Source organism: Pseudomonas sp. 05N432 (assembly GCF_056396945.1).
Window position 1 is genome coordinate 190,874 of the sequence record NZ_JBFTMM010000006.1, and the last position, 19,452, is coordinate 210,325.

The window sequence follows — 19,452 nt, forward strand, 5'->3', positions numbered from 1 at the left end:
AATCGCCTCTGAACCTGCAACGTCAATGACTGGCCAACAGCAATCTTTTTCCGATCTTCACGGTAGTCAGCAATCGGCCAAAAGCGGTCGTTCGTGAGTGAGACCCAAAGCGGCCACTGCAGAAAAATAAATTTGTCCCCATTTCCGGACCCGCGCTGGCGCCGGCGGCCACTCTGCACTAACGTTCAATCGTTCGGCCTGAACCACTCAACGGGCTGCTCGACGCTCCATATTTTTGCCACCGCTACCGATAAATTCAGCGTCATCTCACTCCGGATTTTCGGGGCACGACGTTAATCTCGTATAGATTAGGTGGAGTATAAAAATAACATGCAGGATGTCCGCCCAAACCCAACGCTTCGTCTGGATTCTTGTGTCGAACGTCCGATATTCATGGCCTTCTTACAGCATGCGAGACGCTCGCCTGATGCAATTGCTGTAATCTCTCAAGACGCGACTTGCAGCTATCGTCAGCTTGAAGAGATAAGCCAGGGCATTGCGTCCTTCTTGATTGGAAATGGCGCTACCGAATCCGACCGGATTGTTATTGTTTCGAGTCGCTGTGCGGGGTTGGTCTATGCAATGCTCGGCGCCTCCCGTGCCGGATTGACGTTCACAGTTGCCGACAATGCATATCCACCAGCGCGCGTAGGTCAAATCATTCGAGCGCTTCAGCCTACCTTTGTTCTGCTATGCGGTGAGGCTACAGTCAACCTCAATCTCGAGCACTTTGAGCCAAGGGCAGAGAGTTCCTATCCGCGGGTCGTCAGAATTCCGGAAATTCCCACCGAATCACTGCATAAGTTCGCCTTTGATCAAAGGGTTTTGCCAGAAGTCGACCCTTGTCATCCGGCGTATATCACATTTACATCGGGCAGCACTGGGGAACCGAAGGGGGTTGCGACACATCATGCGCCTTTGGTTCATTTTATTGAGTGGCATACCAAACGTCATTCGCTATCAAAAGACGATTGCTTTTCCTTGCTTTCCGGGCTTGGTCATGACCCTGTATACAGGGACGTATTTACGCCTCTCTCCATTGGCGCGAAAACTATCTGTCCGGCACAGTCAACCGTCATAGATCCTTCGGCTTTGGCGGCGTGGATACATAAGAATGGAATATCCGTTATTCACCTTACGCCCCCCCTGGGAAAGCTTATTGAAACTGGAGCAAAAATCAACGAACTAAAATTCAACGCTCTGCGATACTTGTTTTGGGGTGGAGATGCATTAAGCAGTACGTTATACGAACAAATGCGCGTCGTCGCACCAAATGCAGTTAGTGTGAATTTTTACGGCACGACGGAAACTCCGCAGGCAATGGCGTACCATCAGGTCGACCCTGAAGCCAATAATGCCAGGATTCCGCTTGGTAAAGGAATTGAAGGCGCACAACTGCTGGTCGTAGATGACTCAAATAAGTTGGTCTGCGAAGGAGAGGTCGGAGAAATTCTTATACGCAGCCCCTATTTGTCGCTCGGTTATTGGGGTGACATTGCGCAAACCAGGGAAAGATTTGTTGTGAATCCATTTGCGAATGTCGAGGACGACATTTGCTATAGAACCGGCGACCTTGGCACTTATCTTTCAGATGGCAGTGTCATCTTTCTGGGGCGAGGCGACAATCAGATCAAGATTCGTGGTCATCGAATTGAGCTTACTGAAATTGAAGGCGCAATATCACGGCACCCCCGGATAAAACAGTGCGTTGTTCTGTCCGTCAATGACAGTTCGATCGTAAGGCTGGTTGCATATTGCATTTCAATAGAGCCTGTTTCATCTGTTGAATTGCGTGAACATGTCAGTAATCGACTCCCGGAATATATGGTGCCGGCGTTGTTCGTTTTTCTGGACGCTATTCCACTTACGCCGAATGGCAAAATTGATAAACGGGCGTTGCCTCCGATTGTCAGTAACACGGATGTGGCTGCCGTACACTCGCACCAGGATCTATCGCCGCTCGCGCTAAAACTGGCGGATGCATGGTCTGAAATACTCGAAGTCCCGCGCGTCGATGCAAACTTATCGTTCGTGGAGCTGGGCGGGGATTCACTCTCGTTTGTTCAGGCCTCAATGGTTCTTGAAGAACTTATTGGCCATCTGCCAGATCAATGGGAAATGACGTCAATATGTGATCTTTGTGAGCTAGCCAACAAAACCAGGGTATCGAAGCTGTCAGTTCGGGCAATGGAGGTTCCCGTTTTTTTACGCGCAATATCTATAATATCTATTATTGTCGCGCATTTTCATCTTTTTTCAAAATGGCCAGTTTCAGGCGAAACAACGGTATTGTTTATAATATCCGGACTCGGCCTGGCAAGATTTAAATTTAAAACCATAAGTGACCGTGGCAATGTGCGCACGCTTGTCAAGTCCGTTGTCAGTATCGCGACACCGACAATACTTTACACTATTTTGAATCAGATGCTGTTCGATAGGATTCACTGGCAAACATTGTTGCTGATTTCGAATTGGTTCTCACCGAAACTCACAGGTGGCTTTGCGTATTGGTATATTGAAGTTCTCGTACAAATGATAATAATCATTGGGTTCGCTCTGTCGTTCGAGCGCGTTAGAAAAGTAGTAACTTCTGACCCATTTCGTCATCTTGCCATTGCGTCATGCGTATTGGCAGTGGCTGGCGTTATGATTAACGCGTATTTGTTTGATGCTGCAGCGCTTTATAACAGAGTGCCACAGCACTACCTTGCGATCATGGTGCTTGGAATGACAATTAACTATGCTAATTCAAGAGCTCAGAAGTTGGTCGTCAGTGCGGTTGCTGTCATTGTGCTGGGCGGGCAAGATATTCTGACAATCTTCAGCTATGGATTGCACGAGTTCACAATGAAGGAATATATTGATATAGTCGTGCCTGCCGTTCTCGCGTTGATTTGGATCCGGTCTATACCCGTACCAGGCATCATCGCGCGAGGACTCGCATTAATAGCGTCGTCAACGTTGTTTATTTATTTGACGCATTTTCAGTTTCGGTCCCTGGCCCGTCACATCGTTGACCAGCCGGCGCTCGCGGTAATCTTTGCCATAGCCGGTGGAATTGGGGTTGGTTATGCCTGGAACAAGGGAGTTCGAATTGTTTTAATGCGTTTGAATGGAGGAGGAAAGAAGAGCAGTTCGGATACGATTGAGCGAGTTTCGTGACTGTGATTATTCCTGCATTTCATGCCGACTGGCACTGCTTCGGACGTACTGGCTACTATTACTTGCGGTACGACCTGCATCGTCTTTGCAGCCATCGCATACATACTTGTCGAACGCCCCGCAATCGCATGGACCAGGTGCATCAAGTTTAAACGCACCGACGCCGCAGTGTTCAATCAGACGTAAATCCAAGCTAATTCTCGTTATGGCGCATTCATGCTCTTGATTGCGTGGTGAGTGTCCACTCTCGGCAAATACGAAAGTCTGCAACCCGTCTGAATCTGCCGCTGGTGGAAAATTGCTGACCGACCGCAATGGGTCGATTGCTGCCTCTGGCGATAGGTAGACAGAACGCCGTTTATGTAAAAGAGGCCCCCACACTTGCCGAGAGTGTGGGGGCCTTTTATTTGGCCCCCGGATACCAGAATCACCTGGAGTGGTACACCGGGCTAGGGGGTCTGGTTTGCTAAAGCTTTAATGCTAACTGCAGCATCCCGACGACATCCGGCCCGTCCTCATTGATCCAAGTCCCATAGTGCTGGCGGATCATGTTCCCGTTGGTATGTCCCATCTGCTCGGCGATCCAATCGATTGAGGCAATTCCCGTCGTCAGCAACTGGCTGGCGTACGTGTGCCGGCACTGGCCAGGCCCCCGATAACGAACCCCGGCCGCGAGCAGGTGAGCCTTGAAGAACCTGTCGCGCACCACGAAGTCGTTGACGTGCGGCAGGCCGCTTTTCGTGTTCAGGAAGACAAAGTGCAGTTTGTGTTTACGCACCGTCTTGTTGTCCCGTTCTACGATATCTACGGTTTCAGCCTTTCGGTTCCTGTTCAACGCATCGATCTTCTGCAGGGCATCCCAGGCGGGGGCAAGTAGGCGGACCTTGCGCGTCGATCGCCGGGTTTTCGTCACCCGGTAAGCCCCGCGCACCTTGGACCGGCGGAACGTCACGGTGCCCTGTTCCAGGTCAACATCCTCCCAGGCCAGGGCGATGGTCTCGGATACCCGGGGGCCGGCCCATATCATGAACTGAACCATTAGCAGCTCTTGCGTGCGGCTGGTGTGGGTTTCCAGGATCTGTTTGATTTCCGCCCGGGTGAAAGGGTCCGGCGCCTCTGGATCTGGCAGGCGCACCATCAAACCTTCGGTTGGATCGTGCGCGACTTTCATCCTGGTGCGGTACAGCCTGAACACCTGGCGCACGTTGCTGATGATGTCGCGGATGGTCTTGTTTTTGAGCGTTTTAGACAGGGTCCCCTGAATCCACTCCTGTAGGTCCAGGTGATCGATGTTGTGGATCTGTACCTTTCCCCAGCGCGGCCGCACATGAACTTCTGCCTTGTTGGCATAGCCCCGATAGCTCGACGCTGCCACGCTATTGGCCTTGATCTTTAACCACAGGTCCAGGTAGTGGCCGAAGGTGTTTTCGACCAGCTTGGCCGAGTTGGGGAAGTGCCGCGCATAATCGAATGTGCCGGCTTGGATTTCGTATTCGATGATGTCGACCAGGCGCTTTCCCTGGGCCACGATGGCAGGCGTGTTACCACCCGGGATTGCTTCCCGGCATTTTTCTCCGTTGTATTGAAAATAGATTCTCACGGATTTCCCGCGAGCTTCGACCCCACTCATGTAAACCCCTAATGCTGTACTCGTATATCGACAGTCTGACGATCGGAAACAAAAAGGCCCGTTTCCGGGCCTAGTATCTGGAAGCGTATCTTCTGGTGGACGCGGCTTACCGCTTAGGCTTGTGGTTACGCAGATGGGCGTTCTGCAGCTGGCGCCGCCGGCTGCATTTCAGATGGTTGCCCTGGGCGCGCCACCTGCCGCATTGGTCGCAAACACTGGTGTAATCAATGTTCCAGGGAAAGCGCCGTACTGGTGTTGCTGAAGGACTGTTAGACATTGCGTGATACGCCCCGGGTTGCGGGTGCGGCGAGCAGTTGGGCGACCACAGCCGCGTCCGTTTCGCTCAGTTCACCCAAGGTGCTGGCCCTCTGGCTGAGGCTTTCGAGGCGGGATCGTGATTCAGGGGTTTTGTGCACCAGGTAGCCAATGACGGCCGCGCCGATGATTGCGGTGGCCACCAGGTGTCGCGCCGGTGTGGTAGCCTTCGCGCCGCTGCTGCTTAGGTTCTGTGCTTGCATGGTATAGCCCTCTGTTGTGGTCGGGTGTCGAGGAGCTGCAACTCCTCGGCACTGTTTCTTACAAGGTCAGTCTTTACGGGCTAGGTGGATCACCAGGCCGTCAAAATTCGGCTCATGTTCAACACATGATTGCCATTCCAGAACCCTCAAAATCTGTTGCCTGCTGCAGTCGTCCACCAGGATTTCGCGCTGGCCACCTGCTGCCCGGACTTCCAGGATCTCCAGCAAGCCATCCTCCCCGTAAGCACCGGCCTGGATGATCGGCGCGCTTTCTCCCGTGAAATCCAGACGGTCCTGAACTGACTGGAGCTTGCTTGTTTTGCCGTCGCCGGCACTGCCCATAAACACTTGGATTTGCATCGGTCTTGCTCTCCTTTACGACTTGAATGTCCAGCACTTCACTGTGGTCGGCCGGGGTTGTGAACAGGGGTTACGGTTGTTGAACGCGGCGCGTACGGCGCTGTGCACGGCCTTGTTGCTATCCAGGAATTTGCGGGAACGGGACTCTTTGAGCAGATCGCGCAACGTGGCCACATCGGCCAGCTTCTGTTTGTGTTCGGCGGCGCGCTCACAGAATTCGTTGAGGTTGATAGCAATCACGGTCGGGTCGCTGCTGTGGTCCACCACCGGATCCTCGCTCAAGGATTCGAGGTAGTCGTAGACCTCCCAAAACTCGGCCACGGCCGCATGGTCGGAGCTGATCGACGCCTGGCGCTCGATGGCCATCCGCACGATCTGGCGCTGGGTAGCGGCGACCTGGGGATCACTTAGTTTGAGAACCAGGCGGAGGCCGTCCAGCAGCGAAAGCAATTGAGCGTGGTTCTTGCTGATGCGCTCGACACGGATGTACCCGCGCAAGTCATAGCCGCAACTACTGCAGTTGCCCTGGTCGCTGGTATAGGCCGTGCTGCAGGCGAAACAGTGGGTATGTAACCGGCGCAGCTTCGCTTCGTGTTCGGGCATACGCTGGGCGAACAGCTCAAGCACCGCGGACTCTTTGCCCACGGCCCGCAACAGGAAGTGGCTGAGGGTGCCGCCGTCCAGCGCGTTGAGCTGATCAGCTGCAGCACGGCTTTCTGGTGTGACGGTCGGGCGCACAAAGTGCAGTTTTACGATGCGCGTCATGATCGCTTCGTGGGCGACCACGGCCGCGTTTTGGCTGATAGCGATCGTTCCCCTGAATGGAGGCTCGTACGTCTCGTTACCGGCCGTCTTGACGCCTTTCGTAGCCAGGGTGCCGCCGCCGTAGAAGTCTTTCAGCTCGTCCCATTCAAAGGTTTTAGCGTGTGCCCGATCATCGCTGTGGCGATCGGCTTCCAGGAACACTACCGGCATGCCGGAGACCTGGCCCATCAGGCGAGAGCGCCCGGCCTTGGTGGATTTCATAGGGTCGAATCCTTCATAACCTTCGCGGCCGAGTAGTTTCCAGAGCAGGTTCAGCAGGGTGGTTTTACCGGCGCCGGCTTCACCGGTGGCTTCCAGAAACGGGAATGACTGGTAGCGGGCGCGGATCTGTTCGCAGAACAGCGAGCCGAAGAAGAACACCAGGGCGACTAAGCCCTGGGCACCGAAACAGGTCCACAACAGCTGCACCCACTTCTCGTCAAAACCCTTTGCTTCGCGCTGCAGCTTGATGGGGACGCCTTTCTGCAGGGTTTTCAGGCGCAGCTTGCCAAACTCGAAATAGTCTTCGCTGTTGACCTTGTAGATGGTGCCGTCCTTGATCGCGATATCACCGTAGACGTAGCAGGTGTACTCCTTGCTGTAGCCCACGTAGTCGATCGTCGAAACGGTTTTGATGCCGAACAGCTGGTCTTTCATGAGCTTGTCGAGCTGCTGGCCACTGCCGGTAAACATCGCACCTGCCGCCATGCCGAGCAGTCGCTTTTTGAATTCGCTCGCGGCCGACAGCTGTCCGCTGGTGAAGGTGTTTTTCACGCTTTCTGAATCGTGAGGGAAGTCCACGCGCAGGTAATACCAGGACTCGTCCGTCACCTCGTTGCGCTGGAAATACAAGGCTTGGGGGTAGCAGTTGGCAATCTCTACGACACTGCCAGACTGCTGCAGCGCCTTCTCGCGCTGTTGGGCCTGGTTCAGCAGCTGGTCGTCGTGGTTCTCGCTGTCCTCGATGTCGGACATAGCCCGGTTGAATTTCTCCATGTCCAACTTGAACCAATACAGGCGGCTCCCAAAGCCCAGGTGAAATTCCCCGCGCTTGTTCCAGTCGTACATGAGCAAGGCTTTTTCCGCCGCGCTCTCTGCCAGCAGCAACGCTCCCTGGTGGCGGGCTTGCTTGAGGTCGGTAGCGATCTGTTCGGCACGTTTAGTTTCGTCTTGGATGAAGCTCCAGCGCTGATGGAGATCGTTCCAATCAGCCTTACGGCCGTCACGTTGCGGGATCTGTGCTGACTCGCAGACGAAGCCCAGGGCCCGGGCTTCGCGCACCCAACGCCGGGTGTATGCGTTAGCGCTGGGCTCGTTATCAAGAGCCCAAACCAGCTTGGGCAATTTCCCTCCCTCGCGGGTCTTAACCAACGCCTTGAGCGAGTCCCCAGGGAACGCTGTCGAGGACATGGCCGATACAGCCGCGATGTCGTTGTGTACCAGGGCGATGGCGTCGAAGATCCCTTCGACGATCCAGATTTCCTTGGCTTCAAGAAGGTCGACGCAGGGAGGGCACCACCAGACGCCGCGATAGCTGTCCTTGGATTTGAAGCGGGCCTTCATCTTGCCGAAGCGGTGCGGCTGATCGATCAAGCGTTCCCACCAGCCGCCTTTTTCCAGGGCGAAGCGCACAGTGGCGCTGCCGGCGTTGTGTTCAGGGGAGTAGAAACTTTCCTGAGTGAACCAACCCTGGATCAGCTCAAACCGAAAGCCCCGGGCGAACTCCAGGTAGGCACGCGCAGTGGCGTTCGGGTACTGGTCTGTAGCCGGCGCACGTTTGCTCCAGTCTTCGAACAGATCGTCGTACAGCTCTTTAACGTGCAGGGTGTGGCCACATTTTTCAGGTCGGCCACAGATCACCATCCATGGCGTGTCAAACCTGGAATACAGCTCTTTCTTTTTGCACTTGGGGCAGGTGCCGCCGCGCATGTAGTCGGTGCCTGTGCGATGCTTGAGCCCGAAGTCGGACTGGAGGCGTTGCAACACGTCGTCGCGAAGATCTTCTTTCATGGGGTTACTTCACTGCTTTGAGGCTGTGGGACAGGGCTGCCATAAGGCGTTTTTGCGCAGCCATTGCCGGGACGTGGGCGAGAATCGCGCCGTGGCGCAGACCGTCCGCAACAAAGCGGAATTGGTCGGCGTACCAGTGCTCATTGAGGCTCAAGCGATACTGTTCACGTAGGGCGGCCAGCAACGCTTTGGCCTCTGCCGGTGGCAGTTGAGTGGTGACAATTACGGCGTTTGCCATCGTGAAACCTCGATTTCAGGCGCAGCTCACCCAAACCCACGGTGGTGGGACAGGCGATTTATTGGGTGTGTATTACGAAGCGGTGACGCGAAATCGCCCGTTGTCCGGTGCGATGAGAATGCGTTCGTAGATCAGGCTGACCGGGATTGCCCAGGCGTTGCCGGTGGCTGTGTCGATGATGACGGTGTGCGTGGACGTGCTGCTGAAAGTGTCCAACCGCTGCCGATCGCATACCGCTGACATTTCGCTGTTGGCCAGGTGTACCAATCTTTCGGCGGTCTGAGTCAGTACATCGAAATCAGCTACCAGGTGCTGCAGGGTGCGGTCGAACAGTTGCTGATCGTCGCCCAGGTGTTCGCACCGGTGCCGCTCAAGAAACGCGAGAGCCGCGGTTTTGAGCATGTCCTGATATTCCTGTACTGCGGGCAGATTGTTCATTGGCCTTTCCCCGGTTTGATGCGGTACAGGTCGATAGCTGCCAGCACTTCGGCGTGTCGTGCGGCCATGTGGAGGTTGTGAGCGTTGAGGATGATTTCGGCTTCTTCTTCGTTGATCGACCCGTCTTCCAATGCCTTGGCAATCGCTTGGTCAACGCAGCCGCGCTTCGCTGATACTTGAACCGATCGGGCATACAGCTCGACGTTATCCAGCGTTTCGGGGGCGGCGACCGGGACAAACAATCCGCCGTACATTTGCGCAACATAGTTCGGAAAGTGGCTGGTGCCGCTGGTTTGTTCCAGCATGTAAACCTGAGCGTCACTTAGCGGACTGCAACCCGCGTTTTCATAAGCGTGGTTGTCGAACTTTTTGACTTTCATTTCTAAGCGAGCTGCTGCACCTTCGCGTCCATCGGGATAGCTGCGAATGATCTCGCGCATTGCTTCCTTACGCGTCTCTAGAACCGGGCTTTTCATCTTCTACTGTTCCCTGTTGGTCAGTGCCGTTACTGTTCGATAACGCCGTCTTTGATACCCAGTAGTACGGCGGCGCGATGTGCCTCCCCACGGCGACCTTTGATCCGACCGTTCAATAGGTCGCTGACTAAATTTTTGTTCAATCCGTGTTTTCGGCTGAACTCCGCGATACTCATCCCTCTGTGATTCAGAGCCTCTCGGGCTTGCTCGGGCGTAACGGTGGCGGGCATAGTGCGCACTCTGTTCGGTTGTGTTTGTTTGCGTTTGTCTGTGGTGATTCTTGGTCAAAAAAATGATCAAGTCAATGGTGGTGACTAAAAAAATGCTCATTGCGGATCGAGTAGGTGAACGCCTAAGGGAAGAGCGCGAGCGCTTAGGCCTGACTCAAACAGAGTTTGGAGTGCTTCTTGGAGTCAGTCGTGGGACACAAAAAAACTATGAGCTGGGGGCGAACTCGCTCGACCTCCGCTATGTTGCTGCGCTTGAGGAACGCGGTGTTGATGCTGCTTACGTGCTGACAGGCCGTCGTTCCACGCCAAATGGTCAGCTGTTTACGGCGGCCGAGGAAGAATTGATAAATCAGTTCAGGAGTATTCCGGAAGACGACCAAAAAGCGATACGTCGATTTTTGAAAGCGATGGCCGATGACGCTACTCGTCAGCAGAATTAACTTGTAACAAAGCATGCGCGGTATTCGTCGCTCCCTCGTTCCAAAGCCAGATCCCGCCCTGATAACGCCGATTCAGCAATGCACTTTATGGAGTCGTAAGCATGTTGGATCGCATCAAAAAAGAGCCCGTTTGCGTGGGATTTGCCGAGTTCGAATGGCATAGCCTGAGCAAAGCGGAACGCCGTCTCATTGGCCTTTACCGGTCAATGAGTGAACAGGAGCAAGGTCAGCTCCGCCGGCTTTCCGAGGTTCTTGCCGCCAATCCACAAGAATCAGCCAACAGCTGATTCCCGATCGCTTAACCCCGGTTTGGTGTAACCGATCGCCGACGTTTCCCAGTCGGCGGTTTGTGCTTCACGCAACTGCCTGCGCCCCGAGCTGTTCGAACAACTCCCGTTGTTTCGCTCTGGGCATCTCCCTCAGTCGGTCAAACAACATCCGTTCGAATGTCTGCGCCGACGGGCTCAGCGTGTGAGAAAACGTCAGGTGGGCCACCCATGTGTGCCCACATTGAACGTCAAGGCACTGGCAGTAGAGCGTCACAAAATCCGGTGACTGCGGTTTGCTATCCCGGATTAATCCCTTGTGCCCGCACTTACAAGTAACTCGCATATGTCCCTCCCCAGGGCCGCTAATCACCACCATGTTGCCACAATATGCAGTGGTTATCTCTCTAATAGTGTCATCATGTAGTGGTATCAACTGCTGTTGGTGGTTCTTTCCAGTTGAATCGTCTGTCTTCGCGAAGATTGTCATTCAGTTGGTTGAACAGCTGACAGATAGGCCGGATTTCATTGCTGGTGTACACGCGATCGATCTTCTCGATGTCGCCAAACCCCCCAGTGTTTTCCGGGATGATGCCAGCCAGCGCCGGGTTCATTCGCCAGGCGGCAATGACGTCGTTGCGCGTGATGTTTTTCACCTTCTCCAGTTCGTCTTTCGCCTGGAAGTCGCCCACGGGGATGATCTGGATCGCGTTTTCCTTGCCGTTGGGGATATTGACGAACATTGAGCGGAAGTTGCCCACGCCTTTGCTTGCACTGATCTGTGCGCGTAGATCCTCCTCGTCTTCCTCGGTCAGGTCGGGATCGTTGGTGTAGAAGATGTATCCCGCGTGTGCGCCATTGCTGTAGTACCGGCGGCGAAACAGGGTCGCGGCTTCGTTGAGCAGCAGCGCCTGCAGGCCGCCCAGATAGTCGGGTACGCCGTAGATGTTCTGTTCCACGTCGTAGTCCAGTACGTGTTCGATCTCGTCCTGGGCGAACTCCATTTCCTTGCTGTCGGGCAGCAGCATCACGAAACCTCCGTCCACTTTGACCCGCATGTTGATCGCTGGCAGGTGCTGCAACTCCAGTACCTGGCCAAAGGCGTTGGTGTCCCGGTACAGATACGCCTCACCAAACACCATGTAGTCGAGGCCCGCCCGACCCATGGTCTGCGTACTGCAGCCGGCCGAAGGGATGAACTCACGCAACAGCAGGTTGCGTTTGAACTTCGGGATGGCGCCGTGGTGCGCGTTGGCGCGCAGCAGTTTGGCCAAGCCGACACGCGACACCGGCGGCTTGTAGATCTTGCCGTCGTCGCTGGGGAACACCCCCACATATTCGCCGATGTTGCCGGACAGCACTTGCTCGGGCTCCCCGAACGTGAAGGACCTCATGGGCTGCTGTGGTCGCGGAGCTTGCTGTGGTTTTCTGCGTTTGTTGTTGGCCATGGCTGCTATGGGTGCTCGTCACGTAGCGGCTGCGGCGCCGCTTGTTGGTATTAAGGGGTTCGTTTGCCAGCGCGTGCATGATTGCCCAGGCAATGTCGGCGTGGCCGGTCGCATCGGTGCGCGAAGCGCTGTAGGTGATCTGGCCGCTGTTGGTGGCGCCGCGCTTGATGGTCAGGAACGCCTGGGCGACGTCCGTCCAGCCGGCATCCCACTCGATGCGACTGCCTTGGATCGTGTCCTGGGCTTTCAGTACCAAGGCATTTTTGGCCTCAAGGCTGTAGTGAATCGGCGTTGCCTTCGCGTAGAAATCGCGCACCAGGTCGAACACGCCATAGCCCACGCCGGTGACATCGATGCCGATGTGCTGCACGTTGAAGCGCTCGGTCAGCTTCTTGACCTGGGCGGCCTGATAGGTGAACGAATGCCCGCGCCAGCTGTGCTTTTCCAGGATGCGGAACTTCGCCCCTGGTTCGAGTGGCGGCGCGATCACCACGCAGGTGGCGTCGTCGCGGGTGCGGCTTGGGTCATAGCCGAGCCAGACCGGACTGTTGCCGAATGGGCGATCCAGATCCGGGTTGTAGTCTTCCCACAACGACAGGTCGGAGTAGCAGCGCTCCAGATCCTTGAGGCTGAAAGCGCTCTGTGTGCTGTCGATGAACTTGCAATAGAACAACTGCTGGAACTTGTCCTCGTCGTACTCCAGCTGCAGCTGCTCCAGGTCGAACAGATCGCAGCCGCCGGCAATGGCATCGTCCAGGGTGATGGTCTTGCGCCACTGGCCATCCGGACACAGCGCGCCCTGCGTATAGGCCGATTCACTGGGCCAGACGCCGCCGGCCTTTTTGCCGCGCTTGCTGTTGCGGAACTCCTCGCCCGACCAGAACGGGTAGGCTTGGTGCGACACCGCGCTGGGCGTCGAGAAATAGGTTTTGCGCCATTTCTTGTGGGTGCCCATGGCGCTGGCCACGGTACTCAGTTTCTCGAAATCACGAATCCAGAAGTATTCGTCCACGTAGACATGCCCGTGGTAGCCCTGGGCGGTGCTGCTGTTGGTGCTGAGAAAGCGCAGTTCGGCGCCGTTGCTGAGCGTGATCGGGTTGCCGGTTAGCTCGATGCCGAACCACTGCTGGGCGAACTGGATGATGTAGCTGCGGAAGATCTCCGACTGCGAGCGGCTGGCGGACAGGAACACCTGGTTATCACCGCTCAGCACGGCGTCCATGAACGCTTCGCCGGCGAAGTAGTAGGTCAGGCCGACCTGACGGCTTTTCAGGATGTTGCGGACCCGTCGCGTCAGCGGGTTCTGTTTCGCCTCGAACAGCTCTTTCTGATAGCCGTACATCTTGGAGATGAACTTATCGAGGAAGTCGACTTCGGTCAGGCCGCTGATGTCGTTCTTGGCCTTCTTTTCGCGCTTCTTACCGCCGCCTTCGCTCCGATCGCGGCGCTGTCCTAATGGCCGTTCCCGGGGCTCGGTCGGGCTCTCGGTTGGCTCTGCCGGCTTGGGTTTCGCTGACTGTTTTATCAGGCGTTCGCGCAAGCCTGTCAGGCGATCCAGCTCGTCCAATTCACCTTTGGTCAACGTGTCGATTTTTTCCAGGATCAAGGTGATGCGTCGACTGATGGCGGTCAGCGGTTCTTCATCCGTCAGCATCTCGTCCCAGCACCCTTGTCGAATCCAGTAGTAGATGATGCGGATGTTGGGCAGCTTCAAATGCGCCTGGATTTCCTTCACCGAACAACGGCGTAGGTACAGGCGTTTTGCGGCTTCTTTAACTTCGGTCGGGTAGTTCATGGGCCGCAGTCTATGCGGCGAAAACGCTGGAAACGCGGGGTTAAAAGCGGCGTCCTTCGTGGAAACAAGTTCTACGAATAGCACCGAAGTAAAGCGTTTGTTCGGAGGCTAACGGCTCCCTATCGTGGCGGCTCATTCAACGATTGAGCGCAGTTATTACTCATGCCCCGTTCCCTTGTCTCCTACTGGAAACGTGTTGCCACCAGCGGCCCGACCGTTGATGGCCGCGAGATCCTGCCCCAGGAACTGCGCGATATTGCGGAAACCTACAACCCGACGTTGTACACCGCCGTTATCTGGTGTGAGCACGACCGCTGGTTCGGCTCCTTCGGGACGGTGTTTGCTGTTCGCCTGATCGAGGACGCCGAGGATCTGGAGCCTGGCCAAGTCGCCCTTGAAGCGCAGTTGAAACCAAACGACAAGTTGCTGCGCCTGAACGATGCCGGGGAAAAAGTCTTCACCAGCATTGAGATTCGCCCGAATTTCCGTGGCCGTGGCAAAGCCTACATGACCGGTATCGCGGTCACCGATGAGCCCGCCAGCGTGGGCACTCAGGAACTCTACTTTTCCAGCCGTACCAGCCGGGACGCCTACTTTGCGTCTTCTGTCGAGCTGGGCACCTTCCGCGAAAACGAGCCCAAGGGCGAGCTGGGCAAGTTGACCGCATTGCTCACTGGCTTTTTCAAGCGCTTCAGCGTGGACGACAGCCCCACCGAAACCACCCCGCAAACCCCAACCGAGAGCAAACCCCCAATGGATGAAGCTACCGCAACGGCTTTAAAAGCCCTGCTGGCGCAGCTGCTGGTTGTCGCTGCCGGCATTCAGGCCGTGATTGAGCCTGCCGCCGAAGATGCACCAGAACCCGATCAAGCCCCGATCGATGATGTGAGTGCAGCGGTGGACGAGATCGTCACCACTGCCGAAGAAGAGCGCGAGTTCCGCCGCAACGGTGGCAACACCAACAAAGCCGTACTGGCTGCGCTGACGAGTCTGCAAAAGCAGTTCAGCACAATTCAGAACACCAGCACTGGTCGTCAGTTGCCGCGCAATCCCGGCCCTGTTACGCCTGCTAAGGCGCGGGTGCTCTGACATGGCCCAGTCTCTGAGCGTCTACGGCGCAAAAATGTACGCACAACTGCAGCTCGCCATCGCTGAAACCTACGGCGTGGAACTATCCAGCAAGCAGTTCAGCGTAGAACCCTCTGTTGCCCAGGAACTCAACGACGCGATTACCGCCAAGTCGGATTTCCTGCTGCGTATCAACGTCATTCCGGTGACTGAGATCAAAGGTCAGAAGGTCTTTATTGGCGTTTCTGGTCCGGTCACCGGCCGCACCAACACCAAGACCACCGACCGCGAAGCCAAAGACGCTTCGGCGCTCGATGACACCACCTACGAGCTGTCTTCGACCGAATCCGATGTCGGTCTGCCTTACGCGAAAATCGATGCGTGGGCCAAGTTCCCTGACTTCCACCAGCGCTATTCCGCTGCTGTGCAGAAGCAGATCGCCCTGGATCGCATCTTGGTCGGCTTCCACGGCACACACGCCGCCCCGCAGACCGATATCGTCGCTTACCCGATGCTGCAGGACGTCAACAAAGGCTGGCTGCAACAGGCGCGTGAACAGATCCCGGCTCAGGTTCTGAAGGAAGGCAAGACCGCTGGCAAGGTGCTGTTGGGGGAGGGGGGCGACTACGCCAACCTTGATGCCCTGGTCCACGACACCAAGCAGATGGTGGACGAGCGTCTACGCGATGGCGGCGACCTGATCGCCATCATCGGCACCGATCTGTTGGCAGCCGACAAGGCGAAGCTATACGCCAAACAAGGCGACGTGCCGACCGAGAAAGAGCGCATCGAAGATGCCCAGGTAATCGCCACCTACGGCGGTCTACCGAGCTTCAGCGTGCCGTTCTTCCCGGTCAACGGCGTGGTGGTCACCAGTTGGGACAACTTGTCGATCTACTTCCAGGATTCCAGCTGGCGTAAGCAGACCGTGGACAACTCGAAACGCTCCCGCGTCGAGGATTACAACAGCCGCAACGAGGGCTATGTGATCGAGCAGCTGGAGAAGTTCGCGATGACCGAAAACGTGGAGCTGGTGAAGTGAGCCTGGCGCTTGCGCACAAGCGCCGCATGCAGGCCCTGGGGGGCGCCGCCTTAGCCGCTGCTGCAGCGGCACCGGTGACGTACTCCCCGGCGGAAGCGCTGAGCAGTCCGGCCAATGCCCGCAAACATCTGCTGCTGCAGGAAGCGGCCCTGGATCAAGACTTGGAACGCCTGAGCGCGATCAAGGGGCTGGCCGGTCGCCAGGCACTGAAGCGTGAGGAACTACTGCCCAAGTACCAGGACTTCATCCAGCGCTATATGGAATCGGGCCTGGTCATGCCGAACCGCGTCCTGGTGCAGGTGATGGTCTGGCTGTTCGACACCGAGCAGTTCGAAGACGGGCTGGAGCTGGCCGAGTTCGCCATAGGGCAGGGGCAGGAAATGCCGGAGCGCTTCAAGCGCCGTGACGTCCAGACCTTCGTCGCGGATGCGGTGATTGACTGGGCTTACGCCGAGTACAGCGCCAAGCGCAGTCCCGAACCGTACCTGTCCGATCTGTTGCCCCGCGTCGATGGCAAATGGGATCTGACCGAACAGATCCCGGCCAAGTATCACAAGTTGATTGGCATCCGCGCACTGGAAGCGAACGACTGGGAAACCGCGCTCAAGCACTTCGAACGAGCCACCGAGCTTTACCCGAAGGTCGGAGTGGACACCCGCATTGAAAACTGCCGCCGGGCGCTGAAAAAGCAACTGCCCGCACCGGCTTCCGAATAACCGACTACCCCCCCCCCAGCGGGGAACTGTGGACGTATGCCGACCATTTATGGCCCGCCCTACGAAAAACAGTCTCCCCGCCCTATTTGAGTGGCCAGCAATGAGCTTTTCCGGGAAACCCACCACCTTTGTGGAACAAGCAATCGAGAACGACGGCTTTTGGCCGAACCTCTCCGTGGCCGAGTTTCAGAAGGGTTACCGCCTGCCGGCGGAGTACCTGGTCGACATGCTGGTCACTGATCTGAGCACCGCAATGGTCGAGGTCAATCGCGACCTGGCCAAGTGCAAAGGCAAATGGCAGGCCGTAGGCATCACCAGCGTGGAATCTGCTGACCCTATGGTTCTGCCCGAGCGCACATTTCACGTAGCGACGTACAAGCGCGCCGTGTATTGCCGCGCCAAGGCCAGTTTGCTGCCGCAGTTCGCTTCGGTAGTCCGCCGCGAAAGTGCCGAGAACCTGGGCAAAGAAGAACCAGAGCGTAAGGAAACGTTCCTGGAGTTCAGCCAGCAGGCCGTGCGGTCGCTGCAAGGGCGCGGCCGGATTACGGCGGTGCTGCTGTGATCAAGCTGCAAGCCCTGACCGCGTACCTGATCGAACGCCGCCTGGTGCTGCCAGAACAGCTCGACAGCTGGACCAACCAGGTCAACCTGGTGCTGATCTGGAAACCCGATATTGGCGGCATGCGTATGGGTGACATGCGGTACAGCGTCACGATCGCCCTGGAGCGTTTCGCCGATCACCCCGGGCGCTTGATGGCGTTGGTGGGTAGTTGGTTGGAGACCCACGACCAGGACCGCGACGACCTGCCGGCCGCGCAGTTCGACATCACCATGCTCGACGGCGATCTGGCCGACGTGGATATCACTTTGGAGTTCGTCGAGCCGCAGTACTTGGCCGAAGACCCCACCGGCGAGATCGAGGCCTTCGGCAAGACCTGGGCATTTGTGCCGTTCGATCTGTGGGTTGCCGAACACGGCGAGGTGTCCAGCCATGGCCGGCCGTAGCCCCCTGGAACTCGACGCACGCGGTTACCTGGGCGTGCGCGAACAACTGGCGCTGCTGAGTTTGCCGCCGCAGTTACGCCGGCGTCTGCTGAACAACGTGACCAAGCGCGTACGGACCATGAGCCGCAAGCGTGTGCGCGATCAGCAGAACCTGGACGGCTCGCCCTTTGAAGCCCGCAAGGGTTCGGCCAAGGGCAAAAAGAAGATGGAAGCCGGCTTGGCCAAGCTGATGCAGGTCACCCGCGTCAGCGCTGACGAAGCCGAACTCGGCTGGCGTAACGCGCTGACCCGCTGGGTCGCGGCCCAGCAGCACAACGGCGTCAGTGAACGCCGCACGGCCGCGCAGATGCGCCGCTGGAACAAAACACCTCCCGGCCTGGCTGCCACCGAGAAGCAGGCAAAACGTCTGCGCCGGTTGGGCTTTCGTGTGCGCCAGGCGGGCAAAAAATCCCTGACCCGGCCGTCAGTGGCGTGGATTCAAGAACATGTGAACTACGCCAAAGCCGGGTTGCTGATCCGCATTTTGAACGATGAAAAAGCCGAGGCCACTGGTGCGCAAAGCTGGGAAATCACCCTGCCAAAACGCCAGTTCATCGGCGTGAGCACCGAGCGCGAAACCAGCTTGCTGGTGAACCAGGTGCTGCAACAAATCCTTAATTCTCCCCGCTAACGAGGCACAGCATGGCACTCGGCAAAGTCAGCGTTAACAATCTCAATCTGGGCCAAGGTGCCGTGACTGAGATCGAGCGCTATTTCCTTTTCATCGGTCCCGGGGCGAAGAACCTCGGCAAACTGATCCCCCTCAATACCGACAGTGACCTGGACGCGTCCCTGGGCTTGCCTGCCAACGATCTGAAAACCCAGATCACCGCCGCACGGCTGAATGGCGGCGATCGCTGGGCCTGCTTGGCTGCGCCACTCGCCGTTGATGGCGACTGGAGCAAAGCCCTGGAAATGGCCCAACAACAGGGCTACTCCGTGGAAGGCGTGGTGATTACCAAGCCGGTGACCACGGGTGCCGAATTGTCGGCCATGCATGACGCGGCCGTGTCGCTGAGCAACGTCTATGGCCGGCGTGTCTTTGTCATGGCCGCTGCACCTGGTCTGGGTCTGAGTCCACTCCAGGCTTGGGCGGACTACATGACCGAGCAAAAGGCGATCACTGCCGATCTGGCCGCGCCCCGTGTGCTGGTCGTTCCCCAGCTGCACGGCAATGACCTGGGCGTGTTGGCCGGTCGCCTGGCCAATGCCGCCGTGAGTGTTGCCGACAGCCCGATGCGCGTGGCCACCGGCCCAGTGCTTGGCCTCGGTCCGGTGCCGATCGACGCGGAAGGCGTGCCGCTGCCGTTCTCGATCCGCGCCGAGCTGGACAAGGCGCGGTTCTCTGTTTCGCAGACGTACCCCGACTACCCGGGCGTGTACTGGGGCGACGGCAACCTACTCGACACCCCCGCGAGCGACTTCCAGGTGATCGAGCACCTGCGCGTGACCGACAAGGCCGCACGCTTGGTACGTCCGCTACTGATCCGCCGCGTAGCCGATCGCCGCTTGAACAGCACTCCCAACAGCATGGCCGTGGCCATCAATGCGCTGATGGCCCCGCTGCGCGCCATGGCCAAGTCCGTGAAGTTCGCCGGCCAGGTGTTCCCGGGCGAAATCGAGCCGCCGAAAGACGGGGACATTGTCCTGGTCTGGAAGAGCAAAACCGCCGTGGAGGCTTTCATAAAGCTCCGCCCCCTCAACTGCCCGAAAGACCTCACGGCGAACATCGCCCTGGACCTTTCCACCGACGATTTGGAGTAAGTC

21 protein-coding genes are annotated in these 19,452 nt (G+C 57.1%); 10 read left to right on the forward strand and 11 right to left on the reverse strand.

What is annotated here, in order from left to right; translation table 11 throughout:
• Positions 1-330: 330 nt before the first annotated feature.
• A complete protein-coding gene (locus AC1DHT_RS08920) occupies positions 331-3,162 on the forward strand; it encodes an amino acid adenylation domain-containing protein (RefSeq protein ID WP_477749012.1) in 2,832 nt (943 codons plus the stop codon).
• A 466-nt stretch (positions 3,163-3,628) separates the two neighbouring features.
• Here the strand turns inward: AC1DHT_RS08920 and AC1DHT_RS08925 are convergent, their stop codons facing one another.
• The 8 genes from AC1DHT_RS08925 to AC1DHT_RS08960 all read right to left on the reverse strand — a co-directional run bounded on the left by AC1DHT_RS08925 (position 3,629) and on the right by AC1DHT_RS08960 (position 9,866).
• Complete coding sequence (locus AC1DHT_RS08925) at positions 3,629-4,792, reverse strand: Arm DNA-binding domain-containing protein (protein WP_442114704.1); 1,164 nt, start codon at positions 4,790-4,792, stop codon at positions 3,629-3,631.
• A gap of 269 nt (positions 4,793-5,061) precedes the next feature.
• Positions 5,062-5,310, reverse strand: coding sequence for a hypothetical protein (locus AC1DHT_RS08930; protein WP_442114703.1), 249 nt, complete (start codon positions 5,308-5,310; stop codon positions 5,062-5,064).
• A gap of 66 nt (positions 5,311-5,376) precedes the next feature.
• Complete coding sequence (locus tag AC1DHT_RS08935) at positions 5,377-5,670, reverse strand: hypothetical protein (protein ID WP_442114702.1); 294 nt, start codon at positions 5,668-5,670, stop codon at positions 5,377-5,379.
• 15 nt (positions 5,671-5,685) lie between these two features.
• Entirely contained in the window at positions 5,686-8,484 is a 2,799-nt protein-coding gene (locus AC1DHT_RS08940) for a toprim domain-containing protein (protein ID WP_477749013.1), read from the reverse strand.
• Positions 8,485-8,488: 4 nt separating this feature from the next.
• Entirely contained in the window at positions 8,489-8,722 is a 234-nt protein-coding gene (locus AC1DHT_RS08945) for a hypothetical protein (RefSeq protein ID WP_442114700.1), read from the reverse strand.
• 72 nt (positions 8,723-8,794) lie between these two features.
• Entirely contained in the window at positions 8,795-9,160 is a 366-nt protein-coding gene (locus AC1DHT_RS08950; RefSeq protein WP_442114699.1) for a hypothetical protein, read from the reverse strand.
• On the reverse strand, positions 9,157-9,636 hold the full coding sequence (locus AC1DHT_RS08955) for a YmfL family putative regulatory protein (protein WP_477761327.1): 480 nt from the start codon (positions 9,634-9,636) through the stop codon (positions 9,157-9,159). The genes AC1DHT_RS08950 and AC1DHT_RS08955 overlap by 4 nt, the downstream gene beginning before the upstream one ends.
• Positions 9,637-9,665: 29 nt before the next feature.
• Complete coding sequence (locus tag AC1DHT_RS08960; RefSeq protein WP_477749015.1) at positions 9,666-9,866, reverse strand: DNA-binding protein; 201 nt, start codon at positions 9,864-9,866, stop codon at positions 9,666-9,668.
• A gap of 92 nt (positions 9,867-9,958) precedes the next feature.
• On the opposite strand from AC1DHT_RS08960, the gene AC1DHT_RS08965 reads away from it, so the two are divergent.
• Positions 9,959-10,306 (forward strand): helix-turn-helix domain-containing protein, encoded by a 348-nt coding sequence (locus tag AC1DHT_RS08965; RefSeq protein WP_477749981.1) that lies wholly within the window; start codon positions 9,959-9,961, stop codon positions 10,304-10,306.
• Positions 10,307-10,407: 101 nt separating this feature from the next.
• A complete protein-coding gene (locus AC1DHT_RS08970) occupies positions 10,408-10,593 on the forward strand; it encodes a hypothetical protein (RefSeq protein ID WP_477749016.1) in 186 nt (61 codons plus the stop codon).
• Between the two features lie 67 nt (positions 10,594-10,660).
• Here the strand turns inward: AC1DHT_RS08970 and AC1DHT_RS08975 are convergent, their stop codons facing one another.
• The 3 genes from AC1DHT_RS08975 to AC1DHT_RS08985 form a co-directional block, all read right to left on the reverse strand.
• Complete coding sequence (locus AC1DHT_RS08975; protein WP_477749017.1) at positions 10,661-10,918, reverse strand: ogr/Delta-like zinc finger family protein; 258 nt, start codon at positions 10,916-10,918, stop codon at positions 10,661-10,663.
• Positions 10,919-10,991: 73 nt separating this feature from the next.
• Positions 10,992-11,861, reverse strand: coding sequence for a phage portal protein (locus tag AC1DHT_RS08980; RefSeq protein WP_477749049.1), 870 nt, complete (start codon positions 11,859-11,861; stop codon positions 10,992-10,994).
• Positions 11,773-13,815 (reverse strand): terminase large subunit domain-containing protein, encoded by a 2,043-nt coding sequence (locus AC1DHT_RS08985; RefSeq protein WP_477749018.1) that lies wholly within the window; start codon positions 13,813-13,815, stop codon positions 11,773-11,775. The genes AC1DHT_RS08980 and AC1DHT_RS08985 overlap by 89 nt, the downstream gene beginning before the upstream one ends.
• Before the next feature lie 162 nt (positions 13,816-13,977).
• Between AC1DHT_RS08985 and AC1DHT_RS08990 the strand changes: the two genes are divergently transcribed.
• From AC1DHT_RS08990 to AC1DHT_RS09020, 7 genes are all read left to right on the forward strand, one after another.
• Positions 13,978-14,904 (forward strand): GPO family capsid scaffolding protein, encoded by a 927-nt coding sequence (locus AC1DHT_RS08990; protein WP_477749019.1) that lies wholly within the window; start codon positions 13,978-13,980, stop codon positions 14,902-14,904.
• 1 nt (position 14,905) lies between these two features.
• The gene (locus tag AC1DHT_RS08995) at positions 14,906-15,925 is read left to right on the forward strand and encodes a phage major capsid protein, P2 family (protein WP_477749020.1); all 1,020 of its coding nucleotides are present in this window, start codon (positions 14,906-14,908) and stop codon (positions 15,923-15,925) included.
• A complete protein-coding gene (gpM, locus tag AC1DHT_RS09000; RefSeq protein ID WP_477749021.1) occupies positions 15,922-16,641 on the forward strand; it encodes a phage terminase small subunit in 720 nt (239 codons plus the stop codon). Before AC1DHT_RS08995 ends, gpM begins: the two co-directional genes overlap by 4 nt.
• 100 nt (positions 16,642-16,741) lie before the next feature.
• The gene (locus tag AC1DHT_RS09005; RefSeq protein ID WP_477749022.1) at positions 16,742-17,203 is read left to right on the forward strand and encodes a head completion/stabilization protein; all 462 of its coding nucleotides are present in this window, start codon (positions 16,742-16,744) and stop codon (positions 17,201-17,203) included.
• The gene (locus tag AC1DHT_RS09010) at positions 17,200-17,646 is read left to right on the forward strand and encodes a phage tail protein (RefSeq protein ID WP_477749023.1); all 447 of its coding nucleotides are present in this window, start codon (positions 17,200-17,202) and stop codon (positions 17,644-17,646) included. Before AC1DHT_RS09005 ends, AC1DHT_RS09010 begins: the two co-directional genes overlap by 4 nt.
• Positions 17,633-18,316, forward strand: a complete 684-nt coding sequence (locus tag AC1DHT_RS09015) for a phage virion morphogenesis family protein (RefSeq protein WP_477749024.1) — start codon at positions 17,633-17,635, stop codon at positions 18,314-18,316. The genes AC1DHT_RS09010 and AC1DHT_RS09015 overlap by 14 nt, the downstream gene beginning before the upstream one ends.
• Positions 18,317-18,327: 11 nt before the next feature.
• Positions 18,328-19,449, forward strand: a complete 1,122-nt coding sequence (locus tag AC1DHT_RS09020; RefSeq protein WP_477749025.1) for a DUF2586 domain-containing protein — start codon at positions 18,328-18,330, stop codon at positions 19,447-19,449.
• Positions 19,450-19,452 lie beyond the last annotated feature (3 nt).